15 protein-coding genes are annotated in these 19170 nt (G+C 71.0%); all 15 read right to left on the bottom strand.

Annotated elements, in window-relative coordinates:
* Nucleotides 1–69: 69 nt before the first annotated feature.
* Nucleotides 70–924 (bottom strand): glycosyltransferase family 2 protein, encoded by an 855-nt coding sequence (locus C9I47_RS04165; protein WP_111265626.1) that lies wholly within the window; start codon nt 922–924, stop codon nt 70–72.
* Nucleotides 924–1838 carry a glycosyltransferase family 2 protein gene (locus C9I47_RS04160; RefSeq protein WP_111265625.1) on the bottom strand — a complete coding sequence of 305 codons (915 nt, stop codon included), beginning with the start codon at nt 1836–1838 and terminating at the stop codon, nt 924–926. Before C9I47_RS04160 ends, C9I47_RS04165 begins: the two co-directional genes overlap by 1 nt.
* Nucleotides 1839–1885: 47 nt before the next feature.
* Nucleotides 1886–4069 carry a type II secretion system secretin GspD gene (gene gspD / locus C9I47_RS04155; protein ID WP_111265624.1) on the bottom strand — a complete coding sequence of 728 codons (2184 nt, stop codon included), beginning with the start codon at nt 4067–4069 and terminating at the stop codon, nt 1886–1888.
* Between the two features lie 64 nt (nt 4070–4133).
* The gene (locus C9I47_RS04150) at nt 4134–4976 is read right to left on the bottom strand and encodes a general secretion pathway protein GspN (protein ID WP_111265623.1); all 843 of its coding nucleotides are present in this window, start codon (nt 4974–4976) and stop codon (nt 4134–4136) included.
* On the bottom strand, nt 4966–5580 hold the full coding sequence (gene gspM / locus C9I47_RS04145; protein ID WP_111265622.1) for a type II secretion system protein GspM: 615 nt from the start codon (nt 5578–5580) through the stop codon (nt 4966–4968). Before gspM ends, C9I47_RS04150 begins: the two co-directional genes overlap by 11 nt.
* Nucleotides 5567–6811: a PilN domain-containing protein gene (locus C9I47_RS04140; RefSeq protein ID WP_223250273.1), complete on the bottom strand. Its 1245-nt coding sequence runs from the start codon at nt 6809–6811 to the stop codon at nt 5567–5569. The genes gspM and C9I47_RS04140 overlap by 14 nt, the downstream gene beginning before the upstream one ends.
* The gene (locus C9I47_RS04135) at nt 6808–7728 is read right to left on the bottom strand and encodes a type II secretion system minor pseudopilin (RefSeq protein WP_223250272.1); all 921 of its coding nucleotides are present in this window, start codon (nt 7726–7728) and stop codon (nt 6808–6810) included. Before C9I47_RS04135 ends, C9I47_RS04140 begins: the two co-directional genes overlap by 4 nt.
* Nucleotides 7725–8402, bottom strand: coding sequence for a prepilin-type N-terminal cleavage/methylation domain-containing protein (locus C9I47_RS04130; RefSeq protein ID WP_223250271.1), 678 nt, complete (start codon nt 8400–8402; stop codon nt 7725–7727). Before C9I47_RS04130 ends, C9I47_RS04135 begins: the two co-directional genes overlap by 4 nt.
* Entirely contained in the window at nt 8399–8860 is a 462-nt protein-coding gene (gene xpsI, locus C9I47_RS04125) for a type II secretion system protein XpsI (protein ID WP_111265620.1), read from the bottom strand. Before xpsI ends, C9I47_RS04130 begins: the two co-directional genes overlap by 4 nt.
* A complete protein-coding gene (xpsH, locus tag C9I47_RS04120; protein ID WP_111265619.1) occupies nt 8857–9327 on the bottom strand; it encodes a type II secretion system protein XpsH in 471 nt (156 codons plus the stop codon). Before xpsH ends, xpsI begins: the two co-directional genes overlap by 4 nt.
* 33 nt (nt 9328–9360) lie before the next feature.
* A complete protein-coding gene (gspG, locus tag C9I47_RS04115; protein WP_111265618.1) occupies nt 9361–9795 on the bottom strand; it encodes a type II secretion system major pseudopilin GspG in 435 nt (144 codons plus the stop codon).
* A 1138-nt stretch (nt 9796–10933) separates the two neighbouring features.
* On the bottom strand, nt 10934–12151 hold the full coding sequence (gene xpsF, locus C9I47_RS04110; protein WP_111265617.1) for a type II secretion system protein XpsF: 1218 nt from the start codon (nt 12149–12151) through the stop codon (nt 10934–10936).
* Between the two features lie 4 nt (nt 12152–12155).
* A complete protein-coding gene (gspE, locus tag C9I47_RS04105; protein WP_111267952.1) occupies nt 12156–13874 on the bottom strand; it encodes a type II secretion system ATPase GspE in 1719 nt (572 codons plus the stop codon).
* A 284-nt stretch (nt 13875–14158) separates the two neighbouring features.
* Nucleotides 14159–18124: a phosphoribosylformylglycinamidine synthase gene (gene purL, locus C9I47_RS04100; RefSeq protein WP_111265616.1), complete on the bottom strand. Its 3966-nt coding sequence runs from the start codon at nt 18122–18124 to the stop codon at nt 14159–14161.
* A 166-nt stretch (nt 18125–18290) separates the two neighbouring features.
* Entirely contained in the window at nt 18291–19169 is an 879-nt protein-coding gene (locus C9I47_RS04095; protein WP_111267951.1) for a DsbC family protein, read from the bottom strand.
* Between the last annotated feature and the right edge of the window lies 1 nt (nt 19170).

Below are 19170 nucleotides of genomic sequence, written 5' to 3'. Positions count from 1 at the left end.
TGCGAATCGCCCCCTGACTCAGGGGGCTGGGCCACATGCTCCTACGGGGCTACAGGCGCCCTGACTTTTCTAGCGGCTGCGCCAGCAGGCGCGAAGCAATGCGACCGGAAAGCGCGTCCAGATCGCGGCGAATACCAGCGCCCTTGTCGGCAGGCTGCGTCGCGACGCCTCGAACTTGCCGAAGTAACGCCACAGGCCGCGGTGCTTGTGCCACTCCACGAACAGCGGCCGGCTGCGGCTGGACACGCCGCGCACGTGCAGCACCCGCACCCGGTTGGCGACCGCGACCGAAGCCCCCGCGGCACGTGCGCGCCGGCACAGGTCGAGGTCCTCCGCATGCAGCCGGTAGGCCTCGTCGAAACCCTCGACCCGCTCGAACAGGAGCCGTGGCATCAACATCAACGCACCGGATATCGCCTCCACCGGTTGCAGTTCGATGCTGTCGTCGATGGCGATCGCCGTCGACTGCCGGGCCCGCCGGCCGGCCCGCAGCATCGAGGCGAAATCCGGGTCGCGGCGGCGTGCGGCGGCATCGCGGACACCGGCTTCGTCGACCAGGTCGGCGCCCAGCAACGGCGCCGGCAGCCCGTCGGCGAGCGCGCGCAGACGGGCCAGCGCATCCGCCTCGAGCAGACAGTCCGGGTTGACGAAGGCCAGCCATGGCGCCTCGCTGTCGGCCGCACCCTGGTTGCAGGCCACCGCGAAGCCGGGATTGTCGGGATTGGCGATGAAGCGGACCCGCGGGTCGCTGGCGGCGTGACGCTGGACGATGTCCACCGTTCCGTCGTCGGAGGCGTTGTCGACGACCCGGATCTCGGCGACGCCGTCGCTGCCGCGCAGGCGTTGCAGGCAGTCGTCGATGGTCTCGGCACTGCAATGACTGACCACGACCGCGGCGATGTCGCCGCCGGAGGGGATATCCATCAGCGCCCCTCCCCTGCCTTCGGTGGCGCCATCCGGGCCGATCGCCCGTCATCGGCGTCCGTCCCGGCGGCGTCATCCTCGTCCCAGAACAGATCGCGCTGCGGATCCGGCGGCCCGACCTCGGCGAGCAGCGCGGCGAGCCGCTCCCGCGACTCCCGCAGCGGATCGCGCATCAGGAAGCCCGCCAGCCTGGGATGCCAGTCCGGCCAGCGCACCGCCAGGCGCTCCATGTCGCCGTCGAACGGCGCGCCCTCGCCGGCACGTCCGACGAACGCGGTATCGCACAGCACGTTGCGCCATCCCAGCCCGGCCAGCCGCAGCGACAGGTCGATCAGGGCCGCGTACCAGGAGCCGTAGCTGGTGGTGTCGAGGCCGCCGGCCTTGATCCGGGCGCTGCCGCGGATCAGCACCGCGTGCCCGACCGCGGCCGGCAGCTCCGGACACGCCGACGGCATCGCCGCCGCCGCGCGCGCGATCCGCAACGGCTCGTCGGGCAATGGCGAGATCTCGCCGACCCGAGGCCACGCGGCGACCTCGCCGGCATTGCACCAGGGCGTGGCGGTGGCGATGGCGCCGTCGGCACGCAGGCTGCCGGCCAGGCGTCCGAGCCAACCCGGCGTCGGCACCGCATCGGGCGCGAGCACCGCGACATCGGCGTCGCCGCAGGCCGCCAGCACCTCGTCGAGGTGGGCGACCTCGCCGATCGCACGCTGGCGCCGGGTGTAGTCGGCCTGCAACGCGGTGCCCGCCATCCAGCGCTCGACGATCGCATAGCCGCGAGGCCCGATCCGAGCATCGTCGGCCAGCCACACCCGGGTACCCGGACGGGTACCGGCTTCCAGCGCACCGAGGCAGGCGTCCAGCGCATCGTCGTCGGCGCCGACCGGCACGATGACGATGGGCAGTTCAGTCATCTCGCCCGCTTCACCTGTCTATCCCGGAACCCGGCATCGGCATCCTCTCAGTTCTTGGGCGCGCGGTTGATCGGTTCCAGCGCGCGGAAGCGGCGGCCGTACTCGTCGGTCAGCTTGCGCGCCTCCAGCGGATTGCGGACGATCTTCGGGGTCAGCAGGATGATGGTCTCGTTGCGCTCCGAAACGCTGGTCTGGCGTCCGAACAGGCCACCGATCACCGGAATCCGGCTCAGCCCCGGAAAGCCCGAGGAGCCACGGCCGTTGCGGTCGGTGATCAGGCCGGCCAGGACCACGGTATCGCCGTTGCGCACCGCCGCCTCGGTCTTGAGCTTGCGGGTGTCGATGCGCACGTTGCCGTTCTCGTCGGGGTCGTCGCCCGGAGCGCTGACCTCCTGGACGATGTCCAGGAACACCATGTCGTCCTTGGTGATGCGCGGGCGCACCTTGAGGATGGTGCCGGTGTCCAGGTACTGCACCTGCCCGATGGTGTCGCCGCTGCCGAGGTTCGGGTTGAAGGTGACCGACTGGATCGGGATGCGGCTGCCGACGTTGAAGGTCGCCTCGGTGTTGTTGCGCACGAACAGCGACGGCGACTGCAGCATCTGCACATCGGTGACCTGGTCCAGCGCGTTGATCACCGCGGCGGCGTTGCGGCCGAGGAAGGTCCAGGCCAGGCCGCCGCCACCGCCCTCGGTCGCGCCGCCGACGCTGCCGGCCAGGGTGCTCCAGGTGTCGCGATTGACCGCGTTGGGCAGGCCGGCGTCGGTCACCGCGCGCTCGAAGAACCAGTTGACGCCGTAGGCCAGGTCGCCCTTCAGGGTGACCAGGGCGATCTGCGCCTCGATATGCACCTGCATCGGCATCACGTCGAGGCGCTCGATCACGTCGCGGATCGACTTCCAGGCCGCCGGCGAACCGCGCACCAGCAGCGAGTTGCTTTCCGACACCGCCGACACGCCGACCTTGGCGCCCTGGACCTCCAGGGTCACGCTGCCGTCGCCACCGCCCTGGCGCTCGCCCAACGACATGCCGCCGCCGTTGGTGCCGCTGGAGCCGCCGCCACCGCTCTTGTCGCCGATGTTGGCGACGCTGCCATTGCCGCCATCCTGCAGCTCGACCGACTCCAGGCCCGGCATCAGCGACGGTGAGCCGCCGCGGCGGTTGCCGTTGCCGCCGCTGCTGGCGCCGAACACCTCGGACAGGCGCTCGGCGAGGTCGCCGGCATCGATGTACTTGAGCTCGTAGGTGAACAGCTGCATCTCGCCGCCGGCGCTGTCGATCCGCTCCAGCCACTGCTGGATGTCGTCCAGGTACTCGGCCTGCGGGGTGATCACCAGCACCGCGTTGGCGCCGTCCAGCGGCATGAAGCGGAACATGCCCGCGACCGGCGACTTGCTCTGCTCACCGAACACTTTTTCCAGGTCGGCGACCACGTCGCTGGCCTTGCCGGACTGGATCGGGAACACCCCGACCGACATGCCCGACAGCCAGTCGACGTCGAAGATCTCGATCGTGCGCAGGTAGTTCTCAAGCTCGGCGCGGGTGCCGCCAATGCTGATCACGTTGCGGGCCGGATCGGTGGAGACGATCGCGTTGGGACGCGCGTACGGCTCCAGCACCTTCTTCATCTCCTCGGCGGAGATGTAGCGCAGCGGCACCGCGCGGACCTCGAAGCCGCGCGCGCCGACGGCGCCACCGGTGCGCGGCGCGACGTTGCCCGGCACCGCCTGATCGGCCGGAACGATGTTGTAGCGGCCATCGGCATAGACCATGCGGGCGTTGTTCCAGCCCAGCACCATCTCCAGCAGGCTCATCGCGCTGGCCGGGCTGACCGGCTTGGGCGTGGCCAGGGTCACCGTGCCCTGCACGCCCGGCGCGATCACGTAGTTCTGGCCGAGCATGTCGCCGAGGATCGCCTTGACCACCGCGTGCAGCGACTCGCCCTCGAAATTGAAGGTCGCCTCACCGCTGGTCGCGCCCAGGTTGGGCGGCGGCGCGGCGGCGGCGCTGCGGTTGATGACCTCGCCGCTGCCGCGGCGGATCTGCGGCTGCGGGCCCTGGGGCTCCTGCTCCAGCGGCTCGCCGGCGGCGGCCGCTTCGGCCGCGGTCGCGGCGCTGGTGTCGGTGCGCGGACTGAGGTTGGCGTCGCGACTGATCCGCGGCGTCGGTGCGCTGGCGCAGGCGTTGAGCAGCATCGCGATCGCGGCGGCCAACAGCAACGGCCGGGCCATCGTTGCCGGACCACGGACACGGCTCGCAACCAGGAGGGAATTCGATGGGTTCATTACGTGCACTCTACCGGTCCTGTTCGGGCGGGTTGGGCGTTGGGGCCGGCGTCGGCGCCGGTGGGGTCTGCTGGGTCGGCGGGTTGCGCCGGTTCTGCGCCTGTTCGCGCAGGGCCGCCCGGCGCGCCTGGATGCGCTGCCGGATCGCCTCCATCTGCGCCTCGGGCGTGACCGCGGGCGCGCTGGCATCCTTGCCGTTGTCGGCATCGGCCACGGCGCCCGGCGCGGGAGCGGAAGCCCCCGGATCCCGTGGCGGGGCCGGATCTCGCGGCGGCGCCGGCAGCCCCGGCGGCACGGTGGGGCGGGTGCCCGGAGCGTTGCCGGCGACCGGCGTCGGCGCCTGCCCGCCCTGGCCGTCGAACACGCGCAGCTCCAGGGCCCGGCGGCCCTCCGGGCCTTCGAACACCGCCGAGCGCGCGCCCAGCTCGACCAGGCGCCAGGCCGGATGCGACTCCGGAGCGGCGTCGAGCCTGACCCGGACCGATTCGCTGCCGTCGGCCGGCTGCAGGATCGCCATTTTCAGCCTGGGAGTGATCAACACGCTGGTCAGTTGGTAGTCGAAAGCGCTGTCGTCGGCTTGCTCGTCCTCTCCCTGCAACGAGAACGGCTTGGGTTTGCGGTCGTTGCTGAACAGAGGACGGGCACCGATCTCGGCGTACTGCGCCAACGGCCCGAGGGTGCCCGCGCCCTCGTCCTGGGCCACGGTCGGCAGTGGCTCCAGCAGCCCCTCGCTCATCGCCAGCGGCTCGACCTTGCCGCCCATGCCGGCGAACGCCAGCAGCAGCGCCAGCACCGCCCAGCCGGCGACCGCGGCCAGCAGCCAGCTGCGCGGACCGATGTTCTCAACCCGCATCGCGCACCTCCGCGCCAGCCGGCGGCAGGTAGCCGTACATGTCGAAGCTCACGTCGAGACCGCCATCGCTGCTGCTGCGGCCGGTCCCCGGCGCGAAGTACATGCGCTGGGCGAGGATGTTGAGGTTGCCGACGAACAACCGCGGCGAACCGCTTTCCAATGCATGCAGCACCGCGGCGGTTTCCGGGCTGCCGCACTTGAGACGGACCTGCACGGTGACCCGCGTATAGGGCTCGCGGTTGTTGGGCTCCAGCGGCGAACGGTTGACGATGCTGCAGCTGCGGTTGCCAGGACTGGCCTCGGCCACCACCGCCTCCAGCCGCTGGATCAGCGCGGCGGTGGCCAGTTCGGCATTGGCCTCGGACATGAATCCGGGGCGGTTGGCCTGCCGTTCCTGCAACTGCGCCATCCGCTGCTCCACCGCCGGTGCCTGTCCGATCTGGCTGCGCAGGCGCAGCTCGCGCTCCTGCAGGGTCGCGATGCGCGCGTCCAGCTCGCGCATCGGCACCGTCCACCACGGGTGCACCAGCACCCCGTAGGCCAGCACCAGCAACCCCAGCAGCAATGCCAGCGCCAGCCAGCGATCGCGCTTACTCGGCGTCATCGTCGCCCTCCTCCGCGCTCGCGTCGGCATTGTCGCCAGCGGCCGCGGGCGGCGCGGTGGCGGCCGGACGCGCCGGTGCCGCCGCGGTCAGGTCCGCGGTCAGGGTGAAGCGGTCGCGGCCGCTGGCGGGATCGGGCTGCAGCGCGCCGGCCAACGCCGGCGAGCGCCACTGGGTCGCGCCCTGCAGGCGCCCGATCAGGGCCGGCGCCTCGCTGCTGAGGCCGATCAGCATCATCCGCCGGTCCTCCAGCGCGAGCTTTTCCAGATAGGTACTGTCGGGCAGGCGCCGGGTCAGCTCGTCGATGACCTCGACCGACGTCGGGCGCGCGGCACGCTGGGTATCGAGGAAGGCCTGCCCCTTGATCAACGCCACCAGCCGCTGGCGCTGCGCGGCCGCCTGGCGTCCGGCGGCGGCCTGGGCCGCGATCTGTTGTTCGAAGGCATCGGCGGCGGCACGGCGGTTCTCCAGCACCTGCCACAGCATCAGCGCACAGGCGGTCAGCGCCAATGCCGCCAGGCCCCAGTTCCATACCCGCCACGGATCGCGCTGCTGGCGGCGTTCGCCCGGCGGCAGCAGGTTGACCCCGATCGGCAGGCCGTCGGGACCGGCGACGTCGACACCGGCGAGGTCGGCGGCCAGCGCCCCCAGCGAAGCGCGTTGCGGTGCCAGCGCCGCGCGCGGCACCACCACCAGCTCGACATCGAGTTGGCCGTCGCCGTCGTGGTGGCCGAGCACGCGCGCGTCGTAGACGACCGCATCGGCAGCGAACGGGGTCTGCCGATCGACCTCGAAGCCGACCACGTCGCGCAGGCGGTCGGCGGCCGCGGCCGGCAACCGCAAGCGGCGACGCAGGCAGGTCGAGGCCGGCAGCAGCAACCAGCGCGGCAGTTCGGCCAGGCGCGGCGTGAGCAGCCCGCCCAGCGGATCGGCGGAGGTCTGGCCCGGACCGAAGCCGATGTCGTCATCGGCGGCGGCCGGCGCGGGGATCCGTCCAAGCGGACGCATGGCGTCGTCCTGGTGCCGCGACAACAGGACTTCGTCGCCGTCGGCGAGCAGCATCAGCCGCCCACGACCGACGCCCAGCGCGCGGCGCAGGGTCGGCGGCAGCCAGGACGCCAGCGAGCGTCCCCACCAGGCCAGGAAGCGGCCAGCACCCGGCCACAGCCGTGCGCCCGCGCCACTTTTCGACCCGCGGCCGATCGCCCCCAGGCGGTCTCGCAATGCTGTCATCGTGGTGTCACTCCCTCCTCCCAGCGCAACACGGTATACGCCATGCCCGGCACGGCGCTGCCCCCGCTGCGGACCACCGCGCGCAACACCGTCTCACGGCCATCCGCTAGCCGCGCGCGGCTGTCGATACTATACGTGCCGCTCCGGCTGCCCACGAGATCCTGCCCACCGGCCCCTGGCAGCGGCTGTCCGGTCACCGGATCGACTTGCCGCCGCTGGTCGACCAGCAGCTCTCCGTCCAGCCCCATCGCGTCCAGCACCGCCGCCGAGGCGAACGCGCTGTCCGGACGCTGCATGCCGCTGAACACGGTCACGTGGGGCTCGATCCGGGCATAGATCTCGGGAGTGAAGCCGAGTACCTGTTCGAGTTCGGCAATGCTCTCGAACTGCGCGTCCTTGGCGCCGTAGGCGCGGCCGGCGGCCGCATAGTCGGCGTCCTCGGCACCGCCGGCCGCCTGGGTCAGCGGATCGGTGTCGCGCCAGTCCAGGATCGCCGCGGCCAGCCGCGCGGCTTCGACCTGGTCGCTGCCCAGCACCCGCAGCAGTTCGGTCAGCAGATTCATGTCGGCCTGGTTGAGGTCGACCTTGCCGTTCTCGTCGATGATCCGCACCTCGACCTCGGCGCCGCCGTACCGCCAGGTGTACGGCTGTCCATCGGGCCGCCATTGCAGGCGCGGATCGGTCTGGTCCACCCGGGTCATCGCGTACTCGATACCGGCCCTGGCGGCGTTGCCGGCGACCAGGCCACTGACCAGCACCCGTCCCTGCAACGCCTCGATCCGCGACGCCAGCGCAAAGCCGCCGACCAGCGCGGTCAGCAGGGTGATCAGCCACAGCACCAGCAGCAGTGCGGCGCCGGTCCGGGCGCGCCGCCCCTGACGGGCATGGCGGCCACCGCGCGCGCGCGGCGCGTTCACAACACCACCCCGCCGCTCAGGCTGCCCGCCTGCGGCAAGGCGACCACCAGCGGCGGCCAGGTGCGGCCGTCGGCGTCGACCAGGGTGACCTCGACCAGCAACGGCAACTGCTCGCTGGTCTCCCAGCGATCCAGCCAGTCGGACAGGGCACCGTCGGCATCCAGCGCGCGGTAGCGGAAGCGCGCCTCCTCCAGCCGGTCGACCAGCCGCTCGGGAGGCAGTGGGTCGGGCTCCTCGAAGGTCTGCGAAGACTGCACCACCGCCAAGGCGAGAACGATGCGCAGGCCGTCGTCGCCGCTCTCGATGCGGAAATCGTGCTGATAGGGGCCGCCATGGCCGAGGTAATCGGGCAGGTCGGCGACGAAGCGGACGCGGTCAGGTTCACCGATGAAGCGCACCGGCAGGGCGGTGTCCTGATCCATGTCGAAAGCGACCGGACGGGCCGCGCTCAGCCGCTGGCGGAGGAAGCCCAGCACCGCCCGCTCGCGCTCGCCGCGCTGGGCCATCGCCTCGCCGCGATGGACGGTACGGGTCGCGGCGGTCAGGGTCGCGAACGCCAGCGCCAGCCCGGCCGCCAGCAGCACGCTGGCCAGCAGCACCTCGATCAGGGTGAATCCGCGCGACGCCCGCCGCGGGCCGCCGCCACGGCGCCTGCCCATCGGGACCGCGCTCATGGCGACGCCTCCAACGGATCGCCCTGGACCAGGCGCAGGGTGCGCAAGCGCAGGCGCTCGCCAGGACGGCCCTGCCCCCACTCGACCGCCAGGGTCAGCTCGTACAAGCGGTTGAGCGCACCGCCGGCCGGCTCCAGCGCATCCGGCGGCAGCGCCGGGTCTTCCCACGGCGCGACCTCCAGGGTCCAGCGGTAGCGCCCATCCTCGAAATCGCCGTTCTCCCGGCCCGGTTCGATCCGGGTACCGACGCCAAGCTGATCCAGCAGCGACTGCGCATGCAGGGCCGCGCGGCCGGCATCGCCGGACCAGCGGACCTGCCGGGTCGCGCCCGACAGCGTGCCCAGCAGCAGGCTCAACGCCAGCGCGAGCAGGGCGAACGCCACGATCACCTCGATCAGGGTGTAGCCGCGCTGCGCACGCGCGGTCCGCCAGCTTCCGGCGCCGACCGGCCGGCTCACCGTTCCAGCTCCGCGCGACGCAGGCGCACTTCGCCGGTCAGCCAGGCGACATCGATGTTCCAGGCTGCCTGCTCGATGCTGAGCTGGACGCGACCACCGGTGGCGGCGCCATCGCGGAAGAACATCACCGCCCCCTCGCCCTCGCTCTGCTGGGCCTCGCGGGCGCCGGTGAAACGGATCCGGATCGCATCGGGAATCTCGCCGTGGCGACCGTTGGGCGCCTCCCAGCGATGGCCCTGTGGATCGATCACGAAGCGCTGCGCTTCGCCGGTCGCCAGCGCCTGGGCACGGGTGTAGCGCAACTGCGAGGCGACCTCCTTGGCCGCCGATCGCAGCTGCATGCCCTTGAAGCCGCCGCTCATCGCCGCCGCCGCCAACAGGCTGACGACCGCGAACAGCGCGACCACCAGCAGCATCTCCACCAGGGAAACGCCACGGACACGGCGACTCGATCCCGGAACGGTCATGAGCGGTCCTGGCGAGGCGACGATGCGGAACGCTTACTCGTAACGGACGTCGGAATCGACGCTGGTGCCACCCACCTTGCCGTCCTTGCCGAGGATCACCAGGTCGAAGGGACCGCTCTCACCGGGGGTGCGGTACTCGATGTCGTGCCCCCACGGGTCCTTCAGCTCCTGCGCCTTGGCATAGGGGCCGAGCCAGCCGGGGGCGTCGCTGGGCGCGGTGACCAGTTCGTCGAGCGTGGTCGGCAGGCGGCCGGTATCCATCTGGAAGGAATCGACCTTCTGCGCCAGCGTGGTGACCTGCGACTTGGCGAGATTGGCCTTGGCGCGATCGGCGCCACCGAGCACGCGGCTGCCGACGAAGGTCAGCACGGCGCCGATCAGCACGATCACGATGATGATCTCGATCAGGCTCATGCCGCGCTGGGCGCTGGCAGACGGACTGCGGGTAATGGAACGGCGGTTGCGCATGGTGGTCGTCCTCGTGAGCTGGCGGGTGATGCGGATGCGTACGGTCCCGCGCCGGGGCATCCAGGGCGCAGGCGGTGAAACTCCTGATATTTACCCTATTCCATGTCGGCATGCGGTACTAACGCGGGCAGGCAGGATACGGGGTTCATGTTCAGACACCGAAATGTGAACGAAGTGCCGCCATGATCCCCTACGTGCGCATTCAGCGACGGCGCTCACCGTTTGCGCCATTGCCATCATGCGGGCTACGGACCGTCCAGTCCGAGTGAATATTCACCGCCACGCGACAGGCGGTCGCCGAAGCGCGCGCTGTAGGGCCTACCGCCGACCGCATCGTAGCGGCCACGCAAGTCACGGCCGGGCCTTCCCATGAATGCCTCATCGCGGCTTACGCCGCTCCTACGAGATGCGCTACAGCATGGGCCCACCCCCCTGAGTCAGGGGGCGATTCGTGTCGCAGGCACGAATGGGGGTGTGGGAGCGCAACGGCGGGGCCCTGGGTTTGCGCAGCAAACTTTGGGATATATCCGGGCGCAGTCCGGATAGCGCTCCCCCCTGACTCAGGGGGCAATTCGCGCGTAGCGCGAATGGAGGTGTGGGAGCGCAACGGCGGGCCCCAGGGTCTGCGCAGCAAACCTTGGGATATATTCGGGCGCAGTCCGGGGATCGCGGCTCACGCCGCTCCTACGGGATGAGGCGCGTTGCGGACGCGCCAGGCGTTCGGCGGCACCGCGCGGCAGTGCCTGCGGAGCGGAACACGATGCCCTCCCTGGCGATGCCGAATGGCTCCGGATCGTCCGGCCCGGCCGTCCGTGGCCGGGCGTTCGCCGATGCGCGAACCCGTGGTTCGCACACGCAGCCGTTGCGGGCTCACGCTGCGCGTTCACCTCGCCTGCCCGGCCCAGACGCCAGCGTCTGGGCGTTCGAGCGGGCGCGAACCGGTGGTTCGCAAGCCGCCCTCTCTCACCCCCGGCCCGGCGCAGCGCGCCAGGCGTTCGGCGGCACCGCGCGGCAGTGCCTGCGGAGCAGAACACGATGCCCTCCCTGGCGATGCCGAATGGCTCCGGATCGTCCGGCCCGGCCGTCCGTGGCCGGGCGTTCGCCGATGCGCGAACCCGTGGTTCGCACACGCATCGACTCACCCAATCGCGGAGGTCAGGTCGTACAGCGGCGTCAGCACCGCCAGCACCACCACGCCGACCACGCCGGCCAGCACCACCGTCACCACCGGCACCAGCGCCGCCAGCATCCGGTCCAGCGCCAGCGAGGTCTGCTGCTCGAAGGTCTCGGCGGTCTTGATCAGCATCGTGTCCATCGCACCGGACTCTTCGCCGACCTGGATCATCTGCAGCGCCAACCGCGGGAACCGCTTGCCGCGCGCCAACGCGGTCGACAGGGCGACACCGTTCTTGACCTCGTCGGCGGCCTTGCCGACATCGTCGGCCAGCACCCGGTTGTCCATCACGTTGCGGCCGATGCCCAGCGCCGACATCAACGGCACGCCGTTGCGGACCAGGGTGCCCAGGGTGCGCGCCAGCCGCGCGGTCTCCATCTTCGCGACCAGGCCGCCGAAGAAGCGCTGGCGCAGCAGCCAGCCGTCGAGCGCTTCGCGGAACGCCGGGTCGCGGCGCTTGCGGTCGAACCACAGCAACAACACCCCTGGCACCACCAGCAGGACGATCCACCAGTCCCGCACGAACAGGCCGACGCCGAGCACGATCTGGGTGAACAACGGCAGCTCGGCATCCAGGCTCTCGTACATCTGCGCGAACTGCGGCACCACGTAGCCGAGCAGGAACAGCAGGCTCAGCCCGACCATCACCAGCAGGATCGCCGGATAGATCAACGCGTTGATGACCCGGCCGCGCAGCGCCCGGCTGCGCTCCAGGTAGTCGGCCAGCCGCGCCAGCGTCTCCTGCAGGCTGCCGCCGGCCTCGCCGGCACGGACCATGTTGATGTACAGCCGCGAGAACGTGCCGTGCTGACGCTCGAGCGCCGCCGACATCGAACTGCCGCCGCGCACCGCGTCGCGCACGTCGGTCAGGGTGCGTTTGGCGGCCTCGTCCTCGGGCAGTTCCAGCAGGATGCTCAGCGCGCGGTCCAGCGGCTGGCCGGCTCCCAGCAGGGTCGCCAACTGCTGGGTGAACTGGACCAGGCGCTCGCCGGAGAACGTCTTGGGCTTGAACAGGCCCTTCAGCAGCGAACCGCCGCCGCCCTCGCCCGCCGGCCGCGCCTCGACCGGCAGGTGGCCCTGCTCCTGCAGGCGCAGCGCGACCTCCTGGCTGCTGGCGGCCTCCATCTGGCCTTCCAGCATCTCGCCGCGCGCATTCAGCGCCTTGTAGGCAAACAGCGCCATGGGTTCAGGCGTCCTCGGTCACGCGCAGGACTTCCTCGATCGTGGTCTCGCCGGCCAGGGCCTTGGCGATACCGTCCTCGTACATCGTGCGCATGCCGCCGCGACGGGCGATCTCCTCCAGCTCGCCCATGCCCGCGTGGCGCATCACCGCCCGTCGCAGCTCGTCGTTCATGACCAGGAACTCCATGATCGTCGTGCGTCCCGAATAGCCGGTCGGCGAGGCCGCCGACGGCCGCGGACGGAACAGGTGGATCTCGCCCTCGGGCTGGTAGCGGCGCAGGCCGAACTTCTCGATCTCCTCGGCGCTGGCCGGATAGCGCTCGGCGTGCTGCGAGTCCAGCCGCCGGACCAGGCGCTGGGCGAGGATGCCGTTGACCGTGGAGGTCAGCAGATAGTCCTCCACGCCCATGTCGAGCAGGCGGGTGATGCCGCCGGCGGCGTTGTTGGTGTGCAGCGTGCTCAGCACCAGGTGGCCGGTCAGCGCCGACTGGATCGCGATCCGGCAGGTCTCCAGGTCGCGCATCTCGCCGATCATGATGATGTCCGGATCCTGGCGCACGATCGAGCGCAGCGCATGGGCGAAATCCAGGCCGATCTGCGGCTTGGCCTGGATCTGGTTGATGCCCTCGATCTGGTATTCGACCGGATCCTCGACGGTGATGATCTTGACGTCCGGGGTGTTGAGCTTGGACAGCGCGGTGTACAGCGTGGTGGTCTTGCCCGAGCCGGTCGGACCGGTCACCAGCAAGATGCCGTGCGGCTGGTCGAGCACCTTCTGGAACTGCGGCAGGAAGTGGTCGGTGAAGCCCAGCCGTTTGAAGTCGAACACCACCGTCTCGCGGTCGAGCAGTCGCATCACCACGCTCTCGCCGTGCGCGGTCGGGATGGTGCTCACGCGCAGGTCCAGCTCCTTGCCCTGCACCCGCAGCATGATCCGGCCGTCCTGCGGCAGGCGCCGCTCGGCGATGTTGAGCTTGGCCATGATCTTGATGCGGCTGATCACCGCCGCGGTCAGGTTCGGCGGCGGGCTCTCGCCCTCCTGCAGCACGCCGTCGACGCGATAGCGGACCTTGAGCCGGTTCTCGAACGGCTCGATATGGATATCCGAGGCGCGCAACTCGACCGCGCGCTGGATGATCAGATTCACCAGCCGGATCACCGGCGCCTCGGAGGCGAGGTCGCGCAGGTGCTCGACATCGTCGAGGTCGCCGGAGCCCTCGCCCTCGGCGGTCTCCACGATCGCGCCCATCGCGCTGCGGCCCTGGCCGAACCAGCGCTCGATCAGCGCTTCGATCTCCGAGCGCAGCCCGATCTGCAGGCGCAGCGGGCGCGCCAACGCCAGCCGCACCGCGTCGACGGTGTAGGCGTCCTGCGGATCGGCCATCAGCAACTCGACGCCGTGCTCGCCGGCGTTCAGCGGGCAGACGTGGAACTGCTTCATGAACTTGACGCTGAGACTGACGTCCTCCGGCGGCAGGTCCGGTGCGGCCTGGGCGGACACCAGCGGCAGGCCGGTGACTTCGGCGACCGCGTCGGCGTGGTCGCGCTCGGACACCAAGCCGAGCCGGCCCAGCAGGGCCAGCAGGCTGCCGCCGGTCTCGACCTGCAGCCGGCGCGCGCGGCCCAGATCGGCGTCCTTGAGCCGGCCCTTGGCCAGCAGCGCATCGATGACGCGCGCCTCGACCGCCTCGTCGGGGGTCGGGGTCGTCTCCGCCTGGGCCATATCCGCGCGCACCATTTCTGCTTCCATCGCTGCCGGGCCTGCATGCCCGTCGGGGGTCGGGAGACCGACTTTAGCAGGTCGCCGCGACACCGCCGCCGCAGCGGACCGCGGTCAGGATGCTGTATCGAGGAGCCGCCACCGGACGACACCCGGCCCGAGCCCGGCGTCCGATGCGACGGGCGTCACCGCCAGCCCGGCGGCTGGCCATCCAGCGGACCCGGCGCAGGGCGTCGGCCGCTCACCCCGGCGCGAACGGCCATCAGGCCGTCCGCAGACATGTCGCCTCAGCCGACGAATACCCGCGCGTTGCGGAACATCCGCAGCCATGGCGAGTCGTCGCCCCAGCCGGCCGGAGCCCAACTGAGGTTCGCCGTCAGCAGGGTCCGCTCGGGGTGCGGCATCATGATCGTGACCCGGCCGTCGTCGCTGGCCAGACCGGTGATGCCGTCGACCGAGCCGTTCGGGTTCAGCGGGTACCGCGTGGCGACCTCGCCGTCGCCATCGACGTAGCGCAGGGCGACGCGGGCGGTCACCGGGTCCAGACTGTCGGCGAACGAGGCGCGGCCCTCGCCGTGCGCGACCACCACCGGCAGGCGCGAACCGGCCATGCCGCGCAACAGCACCGACGGCGACTCCAGCACCTCGACCTGGGCCAGGCGCGCCTCGTACTGCTCGCTGGCATTGCGCAGGAACTCGGGCCAATGGCCGGCGCCGGGGATGATCGGCTTGAGCTGGCTGAGCATCTGGCAGCCGTTGCACACGCCCAGGGCGAAGCTGCCGTCGCGCTCGAAGAACGCGGCGAACATGTCGCGCAGGGCCGGGCGCTCGAGGATCGAGGTCGCCCAGCCGCGTCCGGCACCGAGCACGTCGCCGTAGCTGAAGCCGCCACAGGCGGCCAGGCCGATGAAATCGCCCAGCGCGAAGCGGCCCTCGATCAGGTCGCTCATGTGCACGTCGAAAGCCTCGAAGCCGGCGCGGTCGAACGCGCGCGCCATCTCGATCTGGCCGTTGACGCCCTGCTCGCGCAGGATCGCGACCTTCGGCCGCGCGCTCAGATTCAGATAGGGCGCGGCGATGTCCTCGGCCGGATCGAAACCCAGCTTCGGACGCAGCCCCGGCGCGGCGAACTGGCGCGCCACCTCGCGCTCCTGGTCGGCGCACTCGGGGTTGTCGCGCAGCTTCTGCATCGCGTGGGTGGTCGCCCACCAGGCATCGAACAACGCGTCCCAGCGCCATTCGGCGAGGGTCTGGCCATCCTCGTTGATACGGATCGTCGCGGCGGTGGTCGGACGCGCGATGCGCTGGGCGCAATCGATCAGGCCGTGGCGCGCGACCAGGTCGGCGAACGCGGCCCGGTCCTCGCTGGCGATCTGCACCACCGCACCCAGCTCCTCGTTGAACAGGGTGCGGAACGGGTCGTCGCCCCAACCGTCGAGATTGATCTCCAGACCCAGGTGCGAGGCGAACGCCATTTCGCACAGCGCGGTGAACGCGCCGCCGTCGGAACGGTCGTGGTAGGCCTTGAGCAGGCCGGCTTCGCGGGCGTCGCGGATCAGCTCGAAGAAATCGCGCAGGCGCTGCGGGTCGTCGAGATCGGGCACGCCGACGTTGCGGCGCCCGTCCTCCGACGGCTGCCCGGCGAACGCCGGCAGCTCGCTGCCGTTGGCGCCGGCCAGCACCGCCTCGGGGTGGCATTGCGCCAGCACCGAACCGCCCAGGCGCTGCTTGCCCGCGCCCAGGCCGATCAGCCACAGCTCGGACTCGACCTCGCGATCGAGCAGCGGGGTCAGCTGGGTGCGCACGTCGACCACCGGCGCGAATGCGCTGACGATCAGCGACACCGGCGACACCGACCGGCTCGCCTCCTGCCCGTTGCTCCACTGCGCCTGCATCGACAGCGAATCCTTGCCGACCGGGATGCTCAGCTCCAGCTCGGGGCACAGTTCCATGCCGACCGCGCGCACCGCATCGAACAGCAGCGCGTCCTCGCCATCGTGCGAGGCGGCGGCCATCCAGTTGGCCGACAGCTTGATCCGGTTCAGCGACTCCACCGGCGCCGCGCACAGGTTGGTGATCGCCTCGCCGACCGCCATCCGCGCCGCCGCCGGCGCGTCGAGCAGGGCCAGCGGGGTGCGCTCGCCGATCGACAGCGCCTCGCCGACGAAGCCGTCGAAACCGGCCAGGGTGATCGCGCAGTCGGCCACCGGCAGCTGCCACGGGCCGACCATCTGGTCGCGCGCGGTCAGGCCGCCGACGCTGCGGTCGCCGATGGTGACCAGGAAGTTCTTGGAGGCGACGCTGGGATGGGCGATCACCCGCAGCGCGGCGTCGTGCAGCGACAGTTCGCTCCAGTCCAGCGACGGCCACGGCGCCTCCGGCGGCCGCACGGTGTCGCGATGCATCTTCGGCGGCTTGCCGAACAGCACGTCCATCGGGATGTCGATGGCATGCACGGCGGCGTCCGCGGCGCTGCCGTAGACGCGCTCGACAGTGGCGCCATGGCCGACCACCAGGCGCTCTTCCGCGGTCGCATGGCCGACCACCGCGAACGGGCAGCGCTCGCGCTCGCACAGGGCCGCGAATTCGGCGACGCGTTCCGCCGGCAGGCCGAGCACATAGCGCTCCTGCGACTCGTTGCACCACAACTGCATCGGCGACAGCGAAGGATCGTCGCTGGGCACCTTGTCCAGGTCGATCACGCCACCGACGCCGGAGTCGTGCAGCAGTTCCGGGATCGCATTGGACAGGCCGCCGGCGCCGACATCGTGCGCGCTGGCGATCGGATTGTCGGCGCCCAGCGCGACGCAGCGGTCGATCACTTCCTGGCAGCGGCGCTCCATTTCCGGGTTGTCGCGCTGCACGCTGGCGAAATCCAGGTCCTCGGAACTGGTGCCGGAGGCGACCGAGCTGGCGGCGCCGCCGCCCAGGCCGATCAGCATCGCCGGACCGCCGAGCACGATCACCGCGTAGCCGGGCTTCAGGCGCTGCTTCTCGACCTGGACCCGGTCGATCGCGCCCAGACCGCCGGCCAGCATGATCGGCTTGTCGTAGGCGCGGACCAGCGCGGTCTCGCCGGCGCGGCCCTGGTCGAGCTCGAAGCTGCGGAAGTAGCCGGCCAGGTTGGGACGGCCGAATTCGTTGTTGAACGCGGCGCCGCCGATCGGGCCCTCGAGCATGATCTCCAGCGCCGAGGCCATCCTCGGGTTCAGCGCGCGCGGCGATTCCCACGGCTGCGGCAGGGTCGGAATGCGCAGGTGCGAGACCGAGAAACCGGTCAGGCCGGCCTTGGGCTTGCCGCCGCGGCCGGTCGCGCCCTCGTCGCGGATTTCGCCGCCATTGCCGGTCGAGGCGCCCGGGAACGGCGCGATCGCGGTCGGATGGTTGTGGGTCTCGACCTTGATGCAGAACGCCGACTCGGCCTCGTCCTCGCTGCGATAACGGCCATCGGCCGGATCGGGGCGGAAGCGGCGGCTGCCGTAGCCGGCAACGACCGCGGCATTGTCGCTGTAGGCCGAGAGCGTATGTTCAGGCGTCTCGGCGTGGGTGTTCTTGATCATCTTGAACAGCGACAGCGGTTGCTCGCGTCCATCGATGGTCCAGCTGGCGTTGAAGATCTTGTGCCGGCAATGCTCCGAGTTCGCCTGCGCGAACATCATCAGCTCGACGTCGGACGGCTGCCGGCCCAGCGCCGCGTAGCGCTCGCGCAGGTAGTCGATCTCGTCCGCGGCCAGGGCCAGGCCCAGACGCACGTTGGCGGCATCCAGGTCGGCCAGGGCGATGCGCTCGGGCTCGCCACGCTCCAGCGCGGTGAACAACGCCTCGCCGGCCTCGCGCGTGTCCAGCAGCGACTGCGTCATCGGGTCGTGCAGGACCTTGGCCACCGCGGTCCGCACCGCCGCCTCGTCCGGCCAGCCGGCCAGGTCGTAGCGCAGGCCGCGCTCGACCCGCTTCACCGGCAGCTCGGCGCCATGCAGCAGCTCGGTGGCCTTGCTCGACCACGGCGACAGGGTGCCCAGGCGCGGCGTCGCATAGCGGCTGACCGCGCCGTCCGCCGCCGGCTCGGCGGCGTGGCCGGCCTGCAGGATGCGGCTCAGCGCGTCGATATCGGGCTGCGCGCCCGGTTCGGGCTGGACCCAGTAGACCGGCCAGGCGCCAAGCAGGCGCAGGTCGGGGTGGAGGGCCTGGAGACGGGCTTGGAGGCGTTCACGGCGGAACGCAGACAGGGCCTGGGGGCCCTCGAGGACGATCATGTCCGGGGAACCGTGCGACATCGGGGGCGCAGATTGTAACCAAGCGCCCGCCCCTGCGCCGAACCCGGAGCGCAACCCCGGCTGAAGCGTTGGCGCCGGCCCCCTCCCCCGGCCGCCATCGGCGGCCCGAATGGGCCGCGATGCGCGATCGTGCGGGCCGGTCGGCTCAGGCGCCGCCGGCCGCGGCGTTGCCGCCCGGGGCGGCATTGCCGACCGCCGCAGGCTCGGCCTTTTCCGCCGCCAGCTTGTCCAGGGTCTCGCGCAACGCCGCCGGCGGCACGTAGCCACCGACCTGGGTGCCGTCCTCGGTCAGGATCATCGGGGTCCCGGTCAGGCCGGCACGCTGGCCGATGTTGTACTGCATGGAGACGGTGTTCTTGCAATCGTGCTCGGGCACCGACTTCTCGGCCTTGGCATCGGTCAGCGCCTGCTTGCGATCCGACGCGCACCACACCGCGACCATCTTGTTGTAGTCCTCGCTGCCGATACCCATGCGCGGAAAGGCCAGATACTCGATCGCGATGCCCTGCTGGTTGTACTCGGCGATCTCGCTGTGCAGGCGGCGGCAGTAACCGCACTCGACATCGGTGAACACGGTGACGGTGTACTTCGGATTGGCCGGCGCGAACACGATGCGCTCGCTGGCCGGAATCGTCTTGAGCAGGTCGCGGCGCAGGCCGGCGAGGCTGGCCTCGCTGAGGCTGCGCTCGGACACGGTGTCGTACAGCGCGCCGCCCTGGCCCGGCAGGAACATGTAGCGGCCATCGTCGCTGACATAGACCACCTGGCCGCTGACGATGACCTCACGGAACCCCGGCAGCGGCGCCGCGCCGATCTGCTCGGGCTGCAGGTTCGGGTTGAGGGTGCGAACCGCCGCCAGCGCGCGCGCCTCGGGCGTGCCCTCGGCGGGCTCGGGCGTCGCGGGCAACATCGGGCTGGAGACCACGGGGGCCTTCGATGGCGTGCCGGTGGCATCGGCTTCGGGCGCCTGCGCGCAGGCGGAGAGGCTGATCGCGCCGAGCACGGCGAGGAGGGTGCGCTTCATC

It is taken from the genome of Marilutibacter maris (assembly GCF_003233695.1).
GTDB lineage: Bacteria > Pseudomonadota > Gammaproteobacteria > Xanthomonadales > Xanthomonadaceae > Marilutibacter > Marilutibacter maris.
The sequence above is the reverse complement of the archived record's forward strand: the minus strand, read 5'-3'. Positions and strand labels throughout refer to the sequence as shown.

Bases quoted from the DNA above. Each gene is read 5' to 3' on its own strand.
- C9I47_RS04160 (WP_111265625.1), bottom strand. From the start codon at position 1,838: ATGACTGAACTGCCCATCGTCATCGTGCCGGTCGGCGCCGACGACGAT.
- gspD (WP_111265624.1), bottom strand. From the start codon at position 4,069: ATGGCCCGGCCGTTGCTGTTGGCCGCCGCGATCGCGATGCTGCTCAAC.
- gspM (WP_111265622.1), bottom strand. From the start codon at position 5,580: ATGACGCCGAGTAAGCGCGATCGCTGGCTGGCGCTGGCATTGCTGCTG.
- gspG (WP_111265618.1), bottom strand. From the start codon at position 9,795: ATGCGCAACCGCCGTTCCATTACCCGCAGTCCGTCTGCCAGCGCCCAG.
- C9I47_RS04095 (WP_111267951.1), bottom strand. From the start codon at position 19,169: ATGAAGCGCACCCTCCTCGCCGTGCTCGGCGCGATCAGCCTCTCCGCC.
- xpsH (WP_111265619.1), bottom strand. From the start codon at position 9,327: ATGACCGTTCCGGGATCGAGTCGCCGTGTCCGTGGCGTTTCCCTGGTG.
- C9I47_RS04130 (WP_223250271.1), bottom strand. From the start codon at position 8,402: ATGAGCGCGGTCCCGATGGGCAGGCGCCGTGGCGGCGGCCCGCGGCGG.
- xpsF (WP_111265617.1), bottom strand. From the start codon at position 12,151: ATGGCGCTGTTTGCCTACAAGGCGCTGAATGCGCGCGGCGAGATGCTG.
- C9I47_RS04150 (WP_111265623.1), bottom strand. From the start codon at position 4,976: ATGCGGGTTGAGAACATCGGTCCGCGCAGCTGGCTGCTGGCCGCGGTC.
- C9I47_RS04140 (WP_223250273.1), bottom strand. From the start codon at position 6,811: ATGACAGCATTGCGAGACCGCCTGGGGGCGATCGGCCGCGGGTCGAAA.
- purL (WP_111265616.1), bottom strand. From the start codon at position 18,124: ATGATCGTCCTCGAGGGCCCCCAGGCCCTGTCTGCGTTCCGCCGTGAA.
- gspE (WP_111267952.1), bottom strand. From the start codon at position 13,874: ATGGCCCAGGCGGAGACGACCCCGACCCCCGACGAGGCGGTCGAGGCG.
- C9I47_RS04165 (WP_111265626.1), bottom strand. From the start codon at position 924: ATGGATATCCCCTCCGGCGGCGACATCGCCGCGGTCGTGGTCAGTCAT.